17 protein-coding genes and 1 pseudogene are annotated in these 14,423 nt (G+C 61.9%); 13 read left to right on the top strand and 5 right to left on the bottom strand.

The genetic code is table 11. The features are described from left to right. Nucleotides 1–14: 14 nt before the first annotated feature. The 5 genes from C4N04_RS07655 (at nt 15) to C4N04_RS07635 (ending at nt 3,424) form a co-directional block, all read left to right on the top strand. Nucleotides 15–1,361 (top strand): copper oxidase, encoded by a 1,347-nt coding sequence (locus C4N04_RS07655; protein WP_106795731.1) that lies wholly within the window; start codon nt 15–17, stop codon nt 1,359–1,361. 34 nt (nt 1,362–1,395) lie between these two features. Further along, on the top strand, nt 1,396–1,875 hold the full coding sequence (locus tag C4N04_RS07650; protein ID WP_040141073.1) for a plastocyanin/azurin family copper-binding protein: 480 nt from the start codon (nt 1,396–1,398) through the stop codon (nt 1,873–1,875). Between the two features lie 22 nt (nt 1,876–1,897). Further along, nucleotides 1,898–2,185: a copper-binding protein gene (locus C4N04_RS07645; RefSeq protein ID WP_106795730.1), complete on the top strand. Its 288-nt coding sequence runs from the start codon at nt 1,898–1,900 to the stop codon at nt 2,183–2,185. A gap of 55 nt (nt 2,186–2,240) precedes the next feature. Beyond that, nucleotides 2,241–2,699: a DUF411 domain-containing protein gene (locus tag C4N04_RS07640; protein ID WP_040111423.1), complete on the top strand. Its 459-nt coding sequence runs from the start codon at nt 2,241–2,243 to the stop codon at nt 2,697–2,699. 149 nt (nt 2,700–2,848) lie between these two features. Further along, nucleotides 2,849–3,424, top strand: a complete 576-nt coding sequence (locus C4N04_RS07635) for a hypothetical protein (RefSeq protein WP_106795729.1) — start codon at nt 2,849–2,851, stop codon at nt 3,422–3,424. 129 nt (nt 3,425–3,553) lie between these two features. On the opposite strand, the gene C4N04_RS07630 is transcribed toward C4N04_RS07635, so the two are convergent. Further along, complete coding sequence (locus tag C4N04_RS07630; RefSeq protein WP_040141429.1) at nt 3,554–4,369, bottom strand: endonuclease/exonuclease/phosphatase family protein; 816 nt, start codon at nt 4,367–4,369, stop codon at nt 3,554–3,556. 94 nt (nt 4,370–4,463) lie between these two features. Next, the gene (locus C4N04_RS07625; RefSeq protein WP_040111651.1) at nt 4,464–5,927 is read right to left on the bottom strand and encodes a phosphatidylserine/phosphatidylglycerophosphate/cardiolipin synthase family protein; all 1,464 of its coding nucleotides are present in this window, start codon (nt 5,925–5,927) and stop codon (nt 4,464–4,466) included. A gap of 166 nt (nt 5,928–6,093) precedes the next feature. Here C4N04_RS07625 and C4N04_RS07620 point away from each other — a divergent pair, with 166 nt between their 5' ends. The 5 genes and pseudogenes from C4N04_RS07620 (at nt 6,094) to C4N04_RS07600 (ending at nt 10,569) form a co-directional block, all read left to right on the top strand. Further along, on the top strand, nt 6,094–6,735 hold the full coding sequence (locus C4N04_RS07620; RefSeq protein WP_040141068.1) for a UdgX family uracil-DNA binding protein: 642 nt from the start codon (nt 6,094–6,096) through the stop codon (nt 6,733–6,735). Nucleotides 6,736–6,877: 142 nt separating this feature from the next. Continuing rightward, nucleotides 6,878–7,153, top strand: coding sequence for a DUF2934 domain-containing protein (locus tag C4N04_RS07615; protein ID WP_009993120.1), 276 nt, complete (start codon nt 6,878–6,880; stop codon nt 7,151–7,153). 140 nt (nt 7,154–7,293) lie between these two features. Beyond that, nucleotides 7,294–7,476, top strand: coding sequence for a hypothetical protein (locus C4N04_RS07610; protein ID WP_040141066.1), 183 nt, complete (start codon nt 7,294–7,296; stop codon nt 7,474–7,476). A 9-nt stretch (nt 7,477–7,485) separates the two neighbouring features. Beyond that, nucleotides 7,486–7,659 carry a hypothetical protein gene (locus C4N04_RS07605; protein ID WP_009993124.1) on the top strand — a complete coding sequence of 58 codons (174 nt, stop codon included), beginning with the start codon at nt 7,486–7,488 and terminating at the stop codon, nt 7,657–7,659. A 219-nt stretch (nt 7,660–7,878) separates the two neighbouring features. Further along, nucleotides 7,879–10,569, top strand: a pseudogene (locus C4N04_RS07600) (response regulator). Here C4N04_RS07600 and C4N04_RS07595 read toward each other — a convergent pair. After that, nucleotides 10,541–10,969, bottom strand: coding sequence for a hypothetical protein (locus tag C4N04_RS07595; protein WP_096764990.1), 429 nt, complete (start codon nt 10,967–10,969; stop codon nt 10,541–10,543). The pseudogene C4N04_RS07600 and the gene C4N04_RS07595 sit on opposite strands and share 29 nt — an antisense overlap. 173 nt (nt 10,970–11,142) lie before the next feature. Between C4N04_RS07595 and C4N04_RS07590 the strand changes: the two genes are divergently transcribed. Genes C4N04_RS07590 through C4N04_RS07580 form a run of 3 tightly spaced genes read left to right on the top strand, consistent with a single transcriptional unit; the run spans nt 11,143 to nt 12,531 of the window. Beyond that, nucleotides 11,143–11,457 carry a hypothetical protein gene (locus C4N04_RS07590; RefSeq protein ID WP_040111419.1) on the top strand — a complete coding sequence of 105 codons (315 nt, stop codon included), beginning with the start codon at nt 11,143–11,145 and terminating at the stop codon, nt 11,455–11,457. Nucleotides 11,458–11,508: 51 nt separating this feature from the next. Continuing rightward, entirely contained in the window at nt 11,509–11,799 is a 291-nt protein-coding gene (locus C4N04_RS07585; protein WP_040141060.1) for a DUF3175 domain-containing protein, read from the top strand. A 6-nt stretch (nt 11,800–11,805) separates the two neighbouring features. Then, the gene (locus tag C4N04_RS07580) at nt 11,806–12,531 is read left to right on the top strand and encodes a glutathione S-transferase (protein ID WP_096764991.1); all 726 of its coding nucleotides are present in this window, start codon (nt 11,806–11,808) and stop codon (nt 12,529–12,531) included. Nucleotides 12,532–12,540: 9 nt separating this feature from the next. Here C4N04_RS07580 and ligD read toward each other — a convergent pair whose 3' ends face one another. Continuing rightward, on the bottom strand, nt 12,541–13,419 hold the full coding sequence (gene ligD, locus C4N04_RS07575) for a non-homologous end-joining DNA ligase (RefSeq protein ID WP_106795728.1): 879 nt from the start codon (nt 13,417–13,419) through the stop codon (nt 12,541–12,543). Next, complete coding sequence (locus tag C4N04_RS07570; RefSeq protein ID WP_106795727.1) at nt 13,416–14,423, bottom strand: DNA topoisomerase IB; 1,008 nt, start codon at nt 14,421–14,423, stop codon at nt 13,416–13,418. The genes ligD and C4N04_RS07570 overlap by 4 nt, the downstream gene beginning before the upstream one ends.

The following is a 14,423-nucleotide window of genomic DNA, read 5'->3' as shown; positions in this document are numbered from 1 at the left end:
AAAGGAAACTCACCATGTTCAACAGACGACAACTGTTCGGTGCCAGCGCTGCCCTGCTGGCGGCAGGCGCCTGGACCAAGACGTCGGCCATGGGCCTGCCCGACGCGCCGACAATGGACTCGGCAGACATGCAGCCGCCGCTCCATCCGAGCTCGGGACCGGACTATCAGCCGGTGGTCACCCTCAACGGCTGGACCCTGCCCCACCGGATGAACAACGGCGTCAAGGAGTTCCATCTCGTCGCCGAGCCGGTCGAACGAGAGATGGCCGAGGGCATGACGGCCTATCTCTGGGGCTACAATGGTCAATCGCCGGGACCGACAATCGAGGCCGTCGAAGGCGACCGCGTCCGCATATTCGTGACGAACAAGTTGCCGGAGCACACGACGATCCACTGGCACGGCATGATCTTGCCGTCCGGCATGGATGGCGTCGGCGGCCTGACGCAGCCGCACATCCCGGTTGGGAAGACCTACGTCTACGAGTTCGACCTCGTGAAATCAGGCACCTTCATGTACCACCCGCATTCCGACGAGATGGTGCAGATGGCGATGGGCATGATGGGTTTCTTCGTTGTCCATCCGAAGGATCCGACGTTCATGCCCGTCGACCGCGACTTCGTCTTCCTGCTCAACGCCTACGACATTGACCCGGGCTCCTACGTGCCGCGCGTCATGGAGATGACCGACTTCAACATGTGGTGCTGGAACAGCCGCGTGTTTCCGGGCATCAGCCCGCTGGTCGTCTCGAAGAACGACAGGGTGCGGGTCCGCGTCGGCAATCTGACGATGACCAACCATCCCGTCCACATGCATGGCTACGACTTCGAGGTGACATGCACGGATGGCGGATGGGTGCGCCCGGAGGCGCGATGGCCGGAGGTCAGCATCGATATCCCGGTCGGTGCGATGAGGGCCTATGAGTTCGACGCCAAGTACCTCGGCGACTGGGCGATCCACTGCCACAAGTCGCATCACACGATGAACGCCATGGGTCACGACATCCCGACCTTCATTGGCGCTGACAAGTCGAAGGTCGCCGAGAAGATCAGGAAGTTGCAGCCGGAATACATGCCAATGGGCACCAAGGGCATGGCCGACATGGGCGAAATGGAAATGCCCATCCCCGAGAACACTGTTCCGATGATGACCGGCTGGGGCAAGTACGGCCCCATCGAAATGGGCGGCATGTTCTCGGTCGTGAAGGTCCGCGAGGGCATCTCGGCGGACGATTACGCCGATCCGGGCTGGTACGAAAACCCGCCCGGAACGCAAGCCTGGGAGTGGACCGGCGACCTGCCGGACGCGACCAAGGCCAATGACGCGAAAACGCAAATCACCCCGAAGCCCGTCAAAGGATGACGGCCCATACCTCCCAACTGCAAAGGAACCGAAAATGAATAAACTCCTAATCGCAGCCGCGCTCGCGGCCTTCGCAACGCCAGCCCTCGCCTCCGGGAACCATGCGGGCGGCCACGGTGAAAAAATGGCGGTCGGAGAACCAGGCGACAAGGCAAAGGCGACCCAGACGATCCGCGTCACGATGAAGGAAACCGATGACGGGAAGATGTTGTTCACGCCCGCGGCCTTCAAAGTCCGCAAGGGGCAGACGGTCAAGATCGAGATCAAGAACGCCGGAACCATCGACCATGAATTCGTGCTCGACCAGGAGGACAAGATCCTCGAGCACAAGAAGGTCATGGAGAAGTTCCCGGAAATGGAACATGCCGACGCCAATTCGATCCGCCTTCCGGCCGGCCAGTCGGGCGAGATCGTCTGGAAGTTCACCACGGATGGTGAATTCAAGTTCGCCTGCCTGATTCCCGGCCACTACGAAGCCGGGATGCACGGCGACGTCAGTGTCGCCGGAAAGTAATCGAAACCAAGGAGCCACGAAGATGAAAACTGCAATGATAAAAATCGGTGTCGCCGCCCTGCTCTCCGCCAGCGCGGCCTTCGGGGCTTTCGCCCAGGAATTCACCAAGGGCGTCGTCAACAAGGTGGATGCCAAGGCGAAGAAGGTCACCATCAAGCATGAAGACCTGAAGAACCTCGACATGCCCGCGATGACGATGGTCTTCCGCGTCGAAGACCCGGCTCTGCTCGAAAAGCTGAAGGAAGGATCGAACATCGATTTCGTTGCCGAACGCGTGAATGGCAAGCTGACCGTCACCGAAGTAAAATAATGTGCGGCTGCCGCCCGGACCCAGCCGGGCGGCAGCACTTCAAGGAGTGGAGGCCATGCACAGAAGAAGCTTTATCGCGATGGCGGCGTCCGTGCTCGCGCTCCCCGGCAGACGGGCCAGCGCCGGCCCGGCGAAGATGACGGTCTACAAGGATCCGAACTGTGGCTGCTGCCATGAATGGTCGAAGGCGATGGCGGCGGCAGGCTTTTCTGTCGACGCCCGCGACACCGACGACCTCGCAGCGGTCAAGGCGCGGCTGGCTGTGCCCGCCGATTTGGAGGGCTGCCACACCGCCGTTGTCGAGAAATACTACCTCGAGGGACACGTGCCGCTCGCGGCCGTCCAGCGACTGTTGCGGGAGCGGCCGCCGCTAAGCGGGCTGGCCGTGCCGGGGATGCCGCCCGGCTCATTGGGAATGGGCGAGGACCCGCAGGCGTCATATGACGTCCATGCGATCCCCTCAGGGGCCGGCGAAAGTTACGTGTTCATGGAAGTCCGCCCCGGCAAGGGTTGACCTGCAGAGGGCGAGCCAGTCCGCCTCGAAGCCCCGCCTCAACAAGAGTTCAGATTCGCGCGCTCAAGTTTCCGCATGGCTGGCTTCGCTTGTGCCTTTCAGCGTGCCATGAGATGTTCCGGCGCGAGAAATGATCCCCGGACAGAAGCATGCGCGACTATGTGAAAAGCAAGGACTTTCACCGGCATATGCGGTCGCTGCTGGCCTCGCGATTTCAGGAACTCGGCTGGGAATCGCAAGCGGCCGGCAGGTGCAGTTTTGTCCGTGGCAGAAGGGTTTTCTCGTTACAGGTATCCCAATATTCGAACAGCCTGATCGGCGCCAAATTTACCATCAACATGACCGAGGGCTCCGGCGCCGCCAGCGACACCCGGATATTGCGTCACCTGACCGACGCGGATCGAGCCGCTGGCAAAGCTGTGGAAGAGCGCATCTTCGCGCGCCTTCCCAGGCCGGATCCCGATCCAGACGTAGATGTCGTCGGCGACCACGGCCAAACCGTATCGGTAAAACTCGGCGATCTGGCGAAGGCAAACCCCAGACAATGGGATGGCCCCTTAGACGTCTGGCTGCCTTACTTCAGCAAAACCGATCTCGACGATTGGGCTGCCTTTCTCCTGCCGCGCCTCGACCGGCTGGTCGTGCCATCCTCGCCTGAAATGACCGATCCGTTGCTATGGGCTCAGCGGTTTCGCGGACTCGTCGGTTTTTTTCGCTCGAAATAAGCGATATGCCCCGACGTTCACACCCCGTCTCACGCGGCCGAACAAATGCCTCCACCGATCAACGACCGCGCTCCGTCCCGTGCGGCTGCCCCTTCATCCGAATAGACACCGCGGACGCGACAGGTTTTTCTAACCGGCCACCGGCTTCAGATCCACCAGCGCCTTGATCGGCAAATGGTCCGAGGCGATGCGCGCCAGCGGTGTGTCATGCGCTTCCACCTCGGTGATGATCCCCTTGCGGTTGGCGATGATGCGGTCGAGGGCGAGCAGCGGCAAGCCGGCGGGAAAGCTGGGGACTGCGGGCGGCAGCTCTCCGAAGGCGGATTGGAAGGTGTTGAGCGAGGAGCGGTCGCCGAGCCGCCATTCGTTGAGGTCGCCGAGCAGGATGGTCGGCATTTCGTGCCTGTCCTTGATCAGCTCGACCAGTGTGTGGGCCTGCTGGGCTCTGTTGTGGCGCAGCAGGCCGAAATGCGCGGCGATGATGCGCAGCACCCCACCCGCTTCGAGCTCGATCTCGGCGACGAGGGCGCCGCGCGGCTCCAGCCCCGGCAGCTTGACTTGGTGCACGTCGTGCACCAGCCCTTTCTTGAAGAGCACGACATTGCCGTGCCAGCCATGCGCCTTGGCCATGCCGGCGACGGGCACCGGGATCAGTCCCGTCTCCCGCTCCAGCCGGCCGAGGTCGAGAATACCCGTGCGCTCGCCAAAACGCGTGTCGGCCTCCTGCAGCGCGATGACATCGGCACCGATTTCGTGAATCACCCGGCTCGTGCGTTCGGGATCGAAGCGGCGGTCGGTGCCGACGCATTTGTGAACATTGTAGGAGGCGATCAGCGTTCCCGCGCTGCGCGGCCGTGTCTCGGTATAGGCCGGATCAAGCCGCTTTTTCCTGCTCCTGATCGAGGCGAGAATACTGGCGGGAAGACTGTCTTTCCTGGCGTGCATCGGGCGGCGCATTTGTTCCGTTGATCAAAGGGCTACTCATTCCGCAGTATAGTCGGCCGAGCCGAACTTGCCACGTTACAACGCAAAAAATCCGTCAGAGATAGGGCGAACCGAGCCATAGCACCTTCTCGATGAGTCGCACCGGGAAGGGTCGCGCGCGCAACCCCTCGAGCGTCACCAGCGTCGCCCCTTTCAGGGTTTCCTCGATATGCTCGTCGATCTCGGCGGCAAAGCCCTCGTTCAGCACCTCGAGATCGACCTCGAAATTCAGCCTGAGCGAGCGCGGGTCGAGATTGGAAGAGCCGACATAGGCCCAGGTGCCGTCGATCGTCAGCAATTTTGAATGGCTGAAGCTGCCGGTCGAGCGCCAGATGCGGCAGTAGTTCTTGAGGATCTGATCGAATTGCGCCGTCATCGCCCGGTCGACCAGCATGAGGTTATTGACGTCAGGCACGATGATATCGACTTCGACGCCGCGGCGCGCCGCCGTCACCAGGGCACTGATCAGTTCGCGGTCCGGCAGGAAATAGGGCGACATGATGCGGATCGATTGGCGCGCGATGGAAAAAGCGCCCATCAGCATCTTGTGGTTGGTTTCGACGCTGCGATCCGGCCCGGAAGCGACGACGCGCATCAGGATGGGATCGCCGGGGTTGCGCTGCGGCGGTTCGATGCGCCAGGCTTCGCCGTTCAACAACTCCCCAGTGGTGAAGCGCCAGTCTTCGGCGGCAAGGTCGAAGAGGTCGGCGACGACAGGGCCGGTGACGCTGAAATGCGTATCGTGGGCGAAGCTCTCGCCCGTTGCCTCCTCGCTGAAGCCCGCCCTGATATTCATCCCGCCCGTCAGCGCAATACGGCCGTCGACGATCAGGATCTTGCGGTGGGTGCGCAGATTGGCATAGGGCAGCCGCAAGCCCATGATGACGTTGCCGTTGAAGACGGCGACGGTGACGCCGCCATCCTTGAGATAGCCGAGAATGCTCGGCACTGAATAGCGTGCCCCAACGGCATCGATCAGCACCCGCACCGCCACGCCGCGCTTGACCGCCGCAATCAGCGCGTCGGCGATGCGCAGCCCGATGGCGTCGCGGTCGAAAATATAGGTTTCGAGCAGGATGCTGCGGCTCGCCCCGTCGACGGCTGATTTCATCGCCGCATAGGCCTCATCGCCGGTCTCCAGCATGTCGATCGCATTGCCCGAGGTCAGCGGGTTGCGGGTCACCCGGTCGCCCAGCGTCTGCAGCGCCGCAAAACGGCGGCCGAACTGGCTGATCACCGTCTCGGCCTCGGCGTCAAACGTTTCCAGCTCGTCGACACCGGGCGCAAGCAGCAGGGCATCGCGGCGAATGCTCAGCGATTTGCGGCGGATGCGGTTGATGCCGGCAATTGCATAGAGCAGCGCGCCGACGATCGGAGACAGGATGATGACACCGACCCAGCCGATCGCGGCGCGCACCTCCTCCTTGGTCATGGCGGCATGGATCGCCGCCGCGGCTCCCATGGCGATCGAAACGACAAAGAGGATATGCGGCCAGTAGGTCGACAGGAGATAGAACATCGCAGGCCAATATAACCGCGAAACGGCAGCGTTCAATTGCGCCTGCTCTCTCCTATGGCGCGAAATTTTTCGCCCGCCGCCATTCTTCGCCGCCGGCGGCGGCTCGGCGGCCGGGGAACAATCCCCGTTGCGAGCGATTGATCCCCAGGAGATGAGGATCGCGATCATGAACATCGCCGCAAACGTCGGCCCGGCCTTGACGCTCGAAGTCGCCGATGCGGACAGCATTGCCGAGCTCCGCCATCAGGCCGAAGGCTGCACCCGCTGCGATCTCTACAGGAATGCCACCCAGACCGTCTTCGGCGAAGGTCCTGACAAGGCCGAGATCGTTCTTGTCGGGGAACAACCGGGTGACCGGGAAGATATCGCCGGCAGGCCGTTTGTCGGCCCAGCCGGCCATCTCCTCGACCACTGTCTCGAAGAAGCCGGTCTCAATCGCGAGCAATGCTACGTCACCAATGCGGTCAAGCACTTCAAGTTCACGCCGCGCGGCAAACGGCGCCTGCATGCCAAACCCAATGCCGGCGAGATCCGGCGTTGCGCTTGGTGGCTCGGCGCCGAACTCAACATCCTGCAGCCGAAGCTCGTCGTGGCGCTGGGCGCAAGCGCGCTTTACGCGCTGCTTGGACCGAAGGCAAAACTGACGCCGGAGCGCGGCCATATCCTGCAGCCGAGGAACCATCCGCCCGTTCTCGTCACCATCCATCCTTCCTTTCTCCTGCGCATCCGTGACGAAACGGAGAGGCACCGACAGCGCGAGGCGTTCGTATCAGATCTGCACAAGGCGACGGAATTTCAGCTGCGATGAACGCGGATTCTCAACCCTGATATGCTGCAACGCGAAATATTTACGGTTGCAGGCCGATTTCGCTTGAAACAGCGGCCCTCGTCTGGAACCATCCAGGCAGTATCGCGTTCGAACGACGGCATTATGTGACTGGAGATCAGCGATGGCAGAAACTCGGGAAGAGTGGATCAAAAAACGTGCATACGCCCTCTGGGAAGAAGAGGGCTATCCGACAGGGCGAGATTCCATTCATTGGGAACAGGCACGCCACGAACGCGAAGCGCTCGAAGGCTCTGCTGCCTCTTCCAATGGCAAAGAGGCCAAGCCCAAGGCCAAGCGCACCGTGACGACCACGAAGCTTGCCGCAACAGGCGCCAAGACGAACGGCGTCGTCACGCCGGCGCCCAAGCGGACTGCGAGCCGCAAGACGGCATCCTGAACACAGGAATACCGATCACATCGATGAAAGGGGGCGTCGTTGCGGCGCCCTTCGGGGTTTCTTTGTCATACGCCTGAATTAGTTGTGTTTTATGGAAGTTCAGAGGTGGGCTTTTCCATGCGGGGGTGAATAGAAGCCGGATGACGCTGCAAGCTTTGAGGCTTCCCAAAAAAGTTGATCCCTCGCCCGATCGCCGGGAGCAAAACCAGACCGAGACTGTTGATGGCGAAACCGGGGAGAACGCCATGAACGACGGCGTGGCCGGGATTCTCTCCTTTGTCTTTTTCGCAGCCTGCGGCCGCGCCTTCACCGTGGTCGGGTGAGGTATGGAGATGTCGCTCCTGCTCGTCGCCGCGCTGCTCTATCTCGGTCTGGCGCTTGGATTGATCCTTGTCGTCGACAAGCTCGTCGGACTGGTTTTCCGCGACCCCCGCAGGCCGATGCAACTGCCCTCCTTCGACATTGGCCGCGCCCTCGCGGCGTCGCAAAAATTCTACCGAAAATAACCGCTCGGGGACGGCCCACGTCACCTTGCAAAAGATTGAACTAGCAGCGGTTAATGATATTTCGACACTCCCCTTTCCCTGCCTTAGCAAACCGCTATCTTGACGGTTGGACGAGCTGGACCCCTGCAGCCGCACCTCTTTCAGAAGGGCGAAGGCGGCTGCAGGACTTTCAATTGCTGCGGCCACACCGGCGCGGCGGGCGACAAGAAAGCGTTTTGGATGCGAAGCTTCGGCAAGGGCTGGCCGAGAGGCGGCGGCGAAATCGGCGAATTGCTGCGGCATCCGGCCTTTGAAGCCGTCGGTCTCGGACCGCCTGAAAGCTGGCCTGCTTCTCTCAAACATATCGCCGAAATGGTATTGAATTCGCGCCAGCCGAAATTCGTCGCCTGGGGTCCGGATCTCGCCTTCCTCTACAATGACGCCTACGTGCCTGTGTTCCCCGAGCGGCATCCCGCCGCACTCGGGAGACCCTTCCGCGAAGTCTGGGCGGATATCTGGGAGCAATTCTCGCCGATCGTTGCCAGCACGCTCAGCGGCAGCCCGCAGCTCTTCAAAGAGCTGCGCATTCCGATGCGCCGCGACGGCCGCACCGAGGACACGTGGTTCACCTTTTCCTATACGCCGCTGCGCGATGATGACGGCACCATCGCCGGCATCCTCTGCGCGACCCTCGACGTCACCGACCAGGTGGCGGCCAAGCGTGGCGAGAAGCTGGCGCTTGAAGAGCTGCGCGCCAAGTCGGAGGCGCTTGCCGTCGTCAATCGGGCGGGTGCGGCGATCACCGTCGAGCCGGACGTCGAACGCCTGACACAGATTGTCGTCGATGCCGGCGTGACGCTCACCGGCGCCGAATTCGGGGCGTTCTTCTACAATGTCGACTCTCCGGCGTCGACCGGAGGAATTTCGAAAAGTTCCCGATGCCGCGCAACACCAAGGTCTTCGCGCCGACCTTCGACGGCGAAGGTATCGTGCGCTCCGACGATATCCTGCTCGACCCGCGCTACGGGCAGAGCGCGCCGCATTTTGGCATGCCGAAGGGGCATCTGCCGGTCAGGAGCTATCTTGCCGTGCCGGTGAAATCGCGCGACGGCAGCGTCATCGGCGGCCTGTTTTTCGGCCACGCCGAACCCGGGCGTTTTTCGCAGGCCGCCGAGGCGAGCCTTGTCAGCCTCGCCGGCCAATCGGCCGTCGCGATCGACAATATCCGGCTCTTCCGTGCCGCCAAGGTCGAAATCGACCAGCGCCGCGACATGGAAGATCAATTGCGCAAACTCAACGAAATGCTCGAGGTCCGCGTCGCGGCTGAGATCGCCGAACGCCAGCAGGCCGAAGCGGCGCTTCAGCAAGCGCAGAAGATGGAATCGATCGGCAAGCTCACCGGCGGCGTCGCCCATGACTTCAACAATCTGCTGCAGGTGATCTCGGGCAATCTGCAGCTTCTCGGCAAGGACGTAGCGGAAAACGGCCGGGCCAAGGAGCGCATTGCCAATGCGCTTGTCGCCGTCGAACGCGGTTCGCGGCTGGCCAGCCAGCTGCTCGCCTTCGGCCGCCGCCAGCCTCTGGAACCGAAGGTGATCAATATCGGCCGCCTCGTCACCGGCATGGACGATATGCTGCGCCGCGCGCTCGGCGAAGAGATCGAGGTCGAGACCGTCGTCTCCGGAGGCCTCTGGAATACTTTCGCCGATCCGGTTCAGATCGAGAACGCCCTGCTCAACCTGGCGATCAACTCGCGCGACGCGATGGATGGCGCCGGCAGGTTGACGATCGAGGTCGGTAACGCCTTCCTCGACGATTCCTACAGCCGCACCCATCCTGAAGTGAAGGCCGGCCAATATGTCGTGCTGGCCGTCACCGATACCGGCTCCGGCATGACTGAGGCGGTCAAGGAGCAGGCCTTCGAGCCCTTCTTCTCGACGAAGCCCGAAGGCAAGGGCACCGGTCTCGGCCTGTCGATGGTCTACGGCTTCGTCAAGCAGTCGGGCGGCCATGTAAAGATTTACAGCCAGGCCGGCCAGGGCACGACCGTCAAGCTCTACCTCGCCCGCTCGTTCCGCAGCGAGGATCGCGTCACCGCCGCCGACACCGTGCCGGCAACCGGCGGGACCGAAACCATCCTTGTTGCCGAGGATGACGAGGGCGTTCGCACCAACCGTCGTCGAGATGCTCTCGGATCTCGGCTATTACGTCTTAAAGGCAAAGGATGCGCAAAGCGCGCAGACCGTTGTCGAGAGTGGCGCCCATATCGACCTGCTCTTTACCGATGTCGTCATGCCCGGACCGTTGAAGAGCCCGGAGCTTGCGCGTATGGCGCGCGCGCGTCTGCCCGATATCGCCGTGCTCTACACATCCGGCTATACGGAAGACTCGATCGTCCATGGCGGCAGGCTCGATCCCGGGCTGGAACTGCTCTCCAAGCCCTATACGCGCGAGGAGCTGGCCCGCAAGATCCGCCACGTGCTCGCCGCCCGGCCGCAAGCCGGCCGAGCGGCAGCCGATGCAGCTCGGCCCAATTCAAAACCCGCTGATCCAAGACATGCCGAGACTGCCGGAAAGCTGAAGCTGCTGCTCGTAGAAGACGATGCCTTCATCCGCATCGATACCGCCGAGATCCTGCAAGATCTCGGCTATGACGTCATTGAGGCCGAAAGCGGCGAAGCGGGGGCGGATATCCTTGGCCATACCGTCGTCGACATCGTCGTCGTCGATCTCGGGCTACCCGGCATGCCGGGATCGGCCTTTGCCGCCAGGGCTCGGGAGGCTCTTCCCTCGGTCGGGCTGGTCTTTGCCACGGGCGACAGCGACCTGCCTGTCGCCAATCGTCTCTCCGGCTCGGTGCTGCTGACGAAACCTTTCAACAGCGCCGCGCTTGAGCGGGCGGTCAAAACCGCCCTGCAGCAGCGGCCCTGAAGCTGTCGAACTCCGGATATTTGCCCAGCACATCAGCCTCGCTGGTGCAGCTGTCGTCGCGCGCCGTCAATTCGATCGAAATCGCGGTGGCGGAATCGAGGCGGCCACCGTCATGGCGGCTGCCTTCATCGTGATGGTTGGCACCATCCTGGTTGGTACCATTGTGATGGTTTGCACCATCGTGATAAACGGGAATGCGCGCGCCGCTCTGGCTGACCAGCACGGCATCACGGTTGAACCCCCTCTGCAGCAGCCAGTCGCGCGGCGCCATCAGGCGGATGTCAACCTCGTAGGATTGTCCCTTCCCTTCCTTGAGGCTGACGGTATAGGTGACCGGCGATACCTGGCCGTTCACGTCGATTACGCCGTTTCCGTCGGCTTGGACGAGGTGTTTTTCCATGTTCTCGGCTCCTTGCTATATATGGCTTATGCAGGCTTTCCCTTCGAAAACCGGGCAAAAACGGCTTTTGTTCCGAAATCCGGAGCCTGCCCTCAGGGAACTTTTGCACTCCGCGCCGGTTGGATTCTCCTCACAAACGCACTGCATCGCTTTGCAAAAACAGGGAGGCGAAGATGCCGCGAGGAGACAAATCCGACTATACCGACAAGCAGAAGCGCAAGGCCGAGCATATCGAGGAAAGCTATGAGGATCGCGGCGTTTCCGAGAAGGAAGCCGAACGGCGTGCCTGGGCGACGGTCAACAAGGAAAGCGGCGGCGGCAACAAGTCCGGGTCCGGCCGCGGCAAGAAGGACACGCATGAATCCTCCGAAAAGGGCGGCCGCGCCGGCGGCGCTGCATCGGCAGCCCGCTCGAAAGAGGAACGGTCCGCCTCGGCCAAGAAGGCGGCTGCGACACGCAAGCGCAACGAACACCACAGCCACCACTGACGATGGGCGCGGCGGCCCTGCCGCCGGCTGCAGCCGCAAAGGGATTTCGACATGGCCAAATCGAAGAAGAAATGGTCGCAGAGCGTCACCGAAAACAGCAACGCGATGGACCTGAAGGAAGGCGTGTTCAAATCGGACGATCCGAAGAAGATCGCTCGCTCGGTCAAGCATTCAGCCGAGGAGAGTGATCGCCGCAAGTCCAGCCCCTTCCGCGCGGCCATGTCGATGCTGACCTTCTACATCAACCGCGCCGGCGATCAGTTATCGAAAAAACGGCGCGGCACCCTTGAAAAGGCCAAGGACGAACTGCGAAAAGACTTCGGTCGTAAACCGAAGGATTAAGCTGAGATGGCGTATGAGCTTTATTATTGGGACGGCATCCAGGGTCGCGGTGAATTCGTCCGGCTTGCGCTGGAGGAAGCCGGCGCCGACTACGTCGACATCACCCGTGAGCCCGGCCGCGGCAGCGGCGCCATGTTCGACATCATGCAAAGCGAAAGCGAAGCGCATATTCCCTTCGCGCCGCCCTTCCTGAAGGATGGCGATCTGATTATCCCGCATGTCGCCAACATCCTGTTTTATCTCGGCCCGAGACTGGGGCTTGCCCCCGGGAATGAGGGCCTTCGTCATGTCGCCAACGGCCTGCAGCTCACCATTACCGATCTCATCGCCGAGGTGCACGACACGCATCACCCGATCGACATGTCACGATATTACGAAGAGCAGAAGCAGGAGGCGAAGGCCCGCTCGGCAGCCTTTATCGGCCAGCGCATTCCGAAGTACCTTGGCTATTTCGAGCGTGTGCTGCGGCAAAACCCTGATGGTTCCGGCCATATCGTCGGCGACGCGCTGACCTATGTCGACCTTTCGCTTTTCCAGGTGATAGAGGGCCTGACCTATGCCTTTCCGAAGGCCATGGACAAACGCAAGGCCGATTACCCCGCCCTTTTGACCCTGCATGCCGCGGTGGCAAAACGGCCGAACATCGCCCGCTATCTTGCCTCCCCTCGCCGCCTGCCCTTCAATGAGGAGGGTATTTTCAGGCATTATCCCGAGCTCGACAGCACGGAATGAGCGGGCCATTCATTGCAGCGGCACGGCCGCATCGAAGAAATCGCCCCAGGGATCGCGCGGCCGGGTCGCCAGCCGCTGCGGCACATTGGCGAGGGTGAAGGCGGCCGGACCGCTGAGTTCCTTCAGATCGGACCAATCGAGCGGCATCGACACCGGGGCACCCGGCCGCGCCCTGGTCGAATAGGGTGCGACCGCCGTGCTGCCGCGGCCGTTGCGGAGATAATCGATATAGATATGCCCGCCGCGTTTTGCCTTCGTCGCCGTTGCCAGATATTTCTCCGGCGCATCGGCCGACATGCTTTCGGCAAGCGAATGGGCGAAATCCTTGACCTCGGCCCAGCCGGCCTTCGGCGCAAGCGGTGTTACCACATGCAGCCCCTTGCCGCCTGATGTCTTGACGAAGGCTGCAAGGCCTCGGGCTTCCAGCCGCGCCTTCACGTCAAGTGCTGCCGATATCACCGCGCTCCAGACCACGTCCTCGCCGGGGTCGAGATCCATGATGATCATATCGGGTGTTTCCCAATGGTCGGTCGTCGTGCCCCAGGGGTGAATTTCAAGCGCCGCCGATTGCACAAGGGCGACAAGCCCGTCGAAACCGGAAATGCGCAGCAGTTTCTCGCCGTCCGCGTCCTGTGGATCGGCGATCTCCTCGATATGGGGATTCATGCCTTTCCAGCCATGTTTCTGGAAAAACCGCTGGTGGCTTTTTATTCCAGCCGGCAGGCGCAAAAGTGCCAGTGGCCGATTGACGAGATAGGGCGCCATGAAGGGCCAGACGGCGGCGTAATATTCCGACAGATTCCGCTTAGTCACGCCCTCGTCCGGCCAGTAAAGCCGGTCGGGATGGGTCAGGGATACGTCCGATGCCGGCGGGTTTGCGGGGTTCATTCCTCGATCTCGCGTGTCAGGAAATCAAGTAGCCTGTTTTCTTCCGCCCGCAAGCCCCGCAGCGGCTCGTTGCCACCCTCGATCAAAGGATGGTCATTGCCGGCAAGCGCGATGATTGCCGGATGGATATAGCTCGAGCGTGAGATTGCCGGCGTATTGTGCAGCGCTTCGGCCGCAGCCTCCGACATGTCCTTCACCGTCGGCCGGCCACCGGCGACAATTTTTTCGCGGGCCGCACCGAAGGCCGCCAACGATCCGGCCCAAGTGCGGAATGTCTTAGCGGAAATCGGAATGCCCGATATCTCGGTCAGATAGGCATTCAGCCGGCCGGAATCGACCGGTTTCAGCGCGCCGCTTTCATCCTTCCAGACGAAAAGCTGACGGCCGGGCAGGTCGGCGATCTCTTCCAGGATCTTCTGCAGCCTGGGATGCTTGAGGCTGCGCTGGACGCGCTTGCCGCCCTTGGCGCGGAATTTCAGCTCGATCCGCCCGTCGACGATCTTCAGGTGCCGCTTCAATAGCGTCGTTGCACCATAGGTGCCGTTCTCCCTGACATAGGCCTGGTTGCCGACCCGCAGATGCGCCTCGTCGAGCAGCGTCGTCAGTGCCGCCAGCACGCCGTTGACATCTTCCGTACCGGTGTCGAGATGGCGCAGCACGGTGCGGCGGATCTTCGGCAATGCCCGGCCGAATTCGATCAGCTGGTGGAATTTTCCGGCACTGCGGAAGGATTGCCAGTCCTTGTGATAGCGATATTGCTTGCGCCCGCGCGCATCGATGCCGGTCGCCTGGAGGTGGCCGTTCTCGTAGAGACAGATCCAGACATTCTCATAGGCCGGCGGCAGGCCGAGCGCGCCGATGCGCGCCCGCTGCAACTCATCGGAAAGCGTCGTACCGTCCGGCATGACATAGCTGAAGCCCTTGCCTTTCCTTCGTCTGCGGATGCCCGGTTCGGCATCGCTGACATAGATGAGGCCAAGTTCGGTGATGACTTCGGCATTCAT

This window comes from Rhizobium sp. H4, assembly GCF_003013335.1.
Classification (GTDB): domain Bacteria; phylum Pseudomonadota; class Alphaproteobacteria; order Rhizobiales; family Rhizobiaceae; genus Rhizobium; species Rhizobium sophoriradicis.
This window is presented reverse-complemented; position numbering and strand designations above follow the sequence as displayed.

Bases quoted from the DNA above. Each gene is read 5' to 3' on its own strand.
- C4N04_RS07655 (WP_106795731.1), top strand. From the start codon at position 15: ATGTTCAACAGACGACAACTGTTCGGTGCCAGCGCTGCCCTGCTGGCG.
- C4N04_RS07650 (WP_040141073.1), top strand. From the start codon at position 1,396: ATGAATAAACTCCTAATCGCAGCCGCGCTCGCGGCCTTCGCAACGCCA.
- C4N04_RS07645 (WP_106795730.1), top strand. From the start codon at position 1,898: ATGAAAACTGCAATGATAAAAATCGGTGTCGCCGCCCTGCTCTCCGCC.
- C4N04_RS07640 (WP_040111423.1), top strand. From the start codon at position 2,241: ATGCACAGAAGAAGCTTTATCGCGATGGCGGCGTCCGTGCTCGCGCTC.
- C4N04_RS07635 (WP_106795729.1), top strand. From the start codon at position 2,849: ATGCGCGACTATGTGAAAAGCAAGGACTTTCACCGGCATATGCGGTCG.
- C4N04_RS07630 (WP_040141429.1), bottom strand. From the start codon at position 4,369: ATGCACGCCAGGAAAGACAGTCTTCCCGCCAGTATTCTCGCCTCGATC.
- C4N04_RS07625 (WP_040111651.1), bottom strand. From the start codon at position 5,927: ATGTTCTATCTCCTGTCGACCTACTGGCCGCATATCCTCTTTGTCGTT.
- C4N04_RS07620 (WP_040141068.1), top strand. From the start codon at position 6,094: ATGAACATCGCCGCAAACGTCGGCCCGGCCTTGACGCTCGAAGTCGCC.
- C4N04_RS07615 (WP_009993120.1), top strand. From the start codon at position 6,878: ATGGCAGAAACTCGGGAAGAGTGGATCAAAAAACGTGCATACGCCCTC.
- C4N04_RS07610 (WP_040141066.1), top strand. From the start codon at position 7,294: ATGACGCTGCAAGCTTTGAGGCTTCCCAAAAAAGTTGATCCCTCGCCC.
- C4N04_RS07605 (WP_009993124.1), top strand. From the start codon at position 7,486: ATGTCGCTCCTGCTCGTCGCCGCGCTGCTCTATCTCGGTCTGGCGCTT.
- C4N04_RS07595 (WP_096764990.1), bottom strand. From the start codon at position 10,969: ATGGAAAAACACCTCGTCCAAGCCGACGGAAACGGCGTAATCGACGTG.
- C4N04_RS07590 (WP_040111419.1), top strand. From the start codon at position 11,143: ATGCCGCGAGGAGACAAATCCGACTATACCGACAAGCAGAAGCGCAAG.
- C4N04_RS07585 (WP_040141060.1), top strand. From the start codon at position 11,509: ATGGCCAAATCGAAGAAGAAATGGTCGCAGAGCGTCACCGAAAACAGC.
- C4N04_RS07580 (WP_096764991.1), top strand. From the start codon at position 11,806: ATGGCGTATGAGCTTTATTATTGGGACGGCATCCAGGGTCGCGGTGAA.
- ligD (WP_106795728.1), bottom strand. From the start codon at position 13,419: ATGAACCCCGCAAACCCGCCGGCATCGGACGTATCCCTGACCCATCCC.
- C4N04_RS07570 (WP_106795727.1), bottom strand. From the start codon at position 14,423: ATGAATGCCGAAGTCATCACCGAACTTGGCCTCATCTATGTCAGCGAT.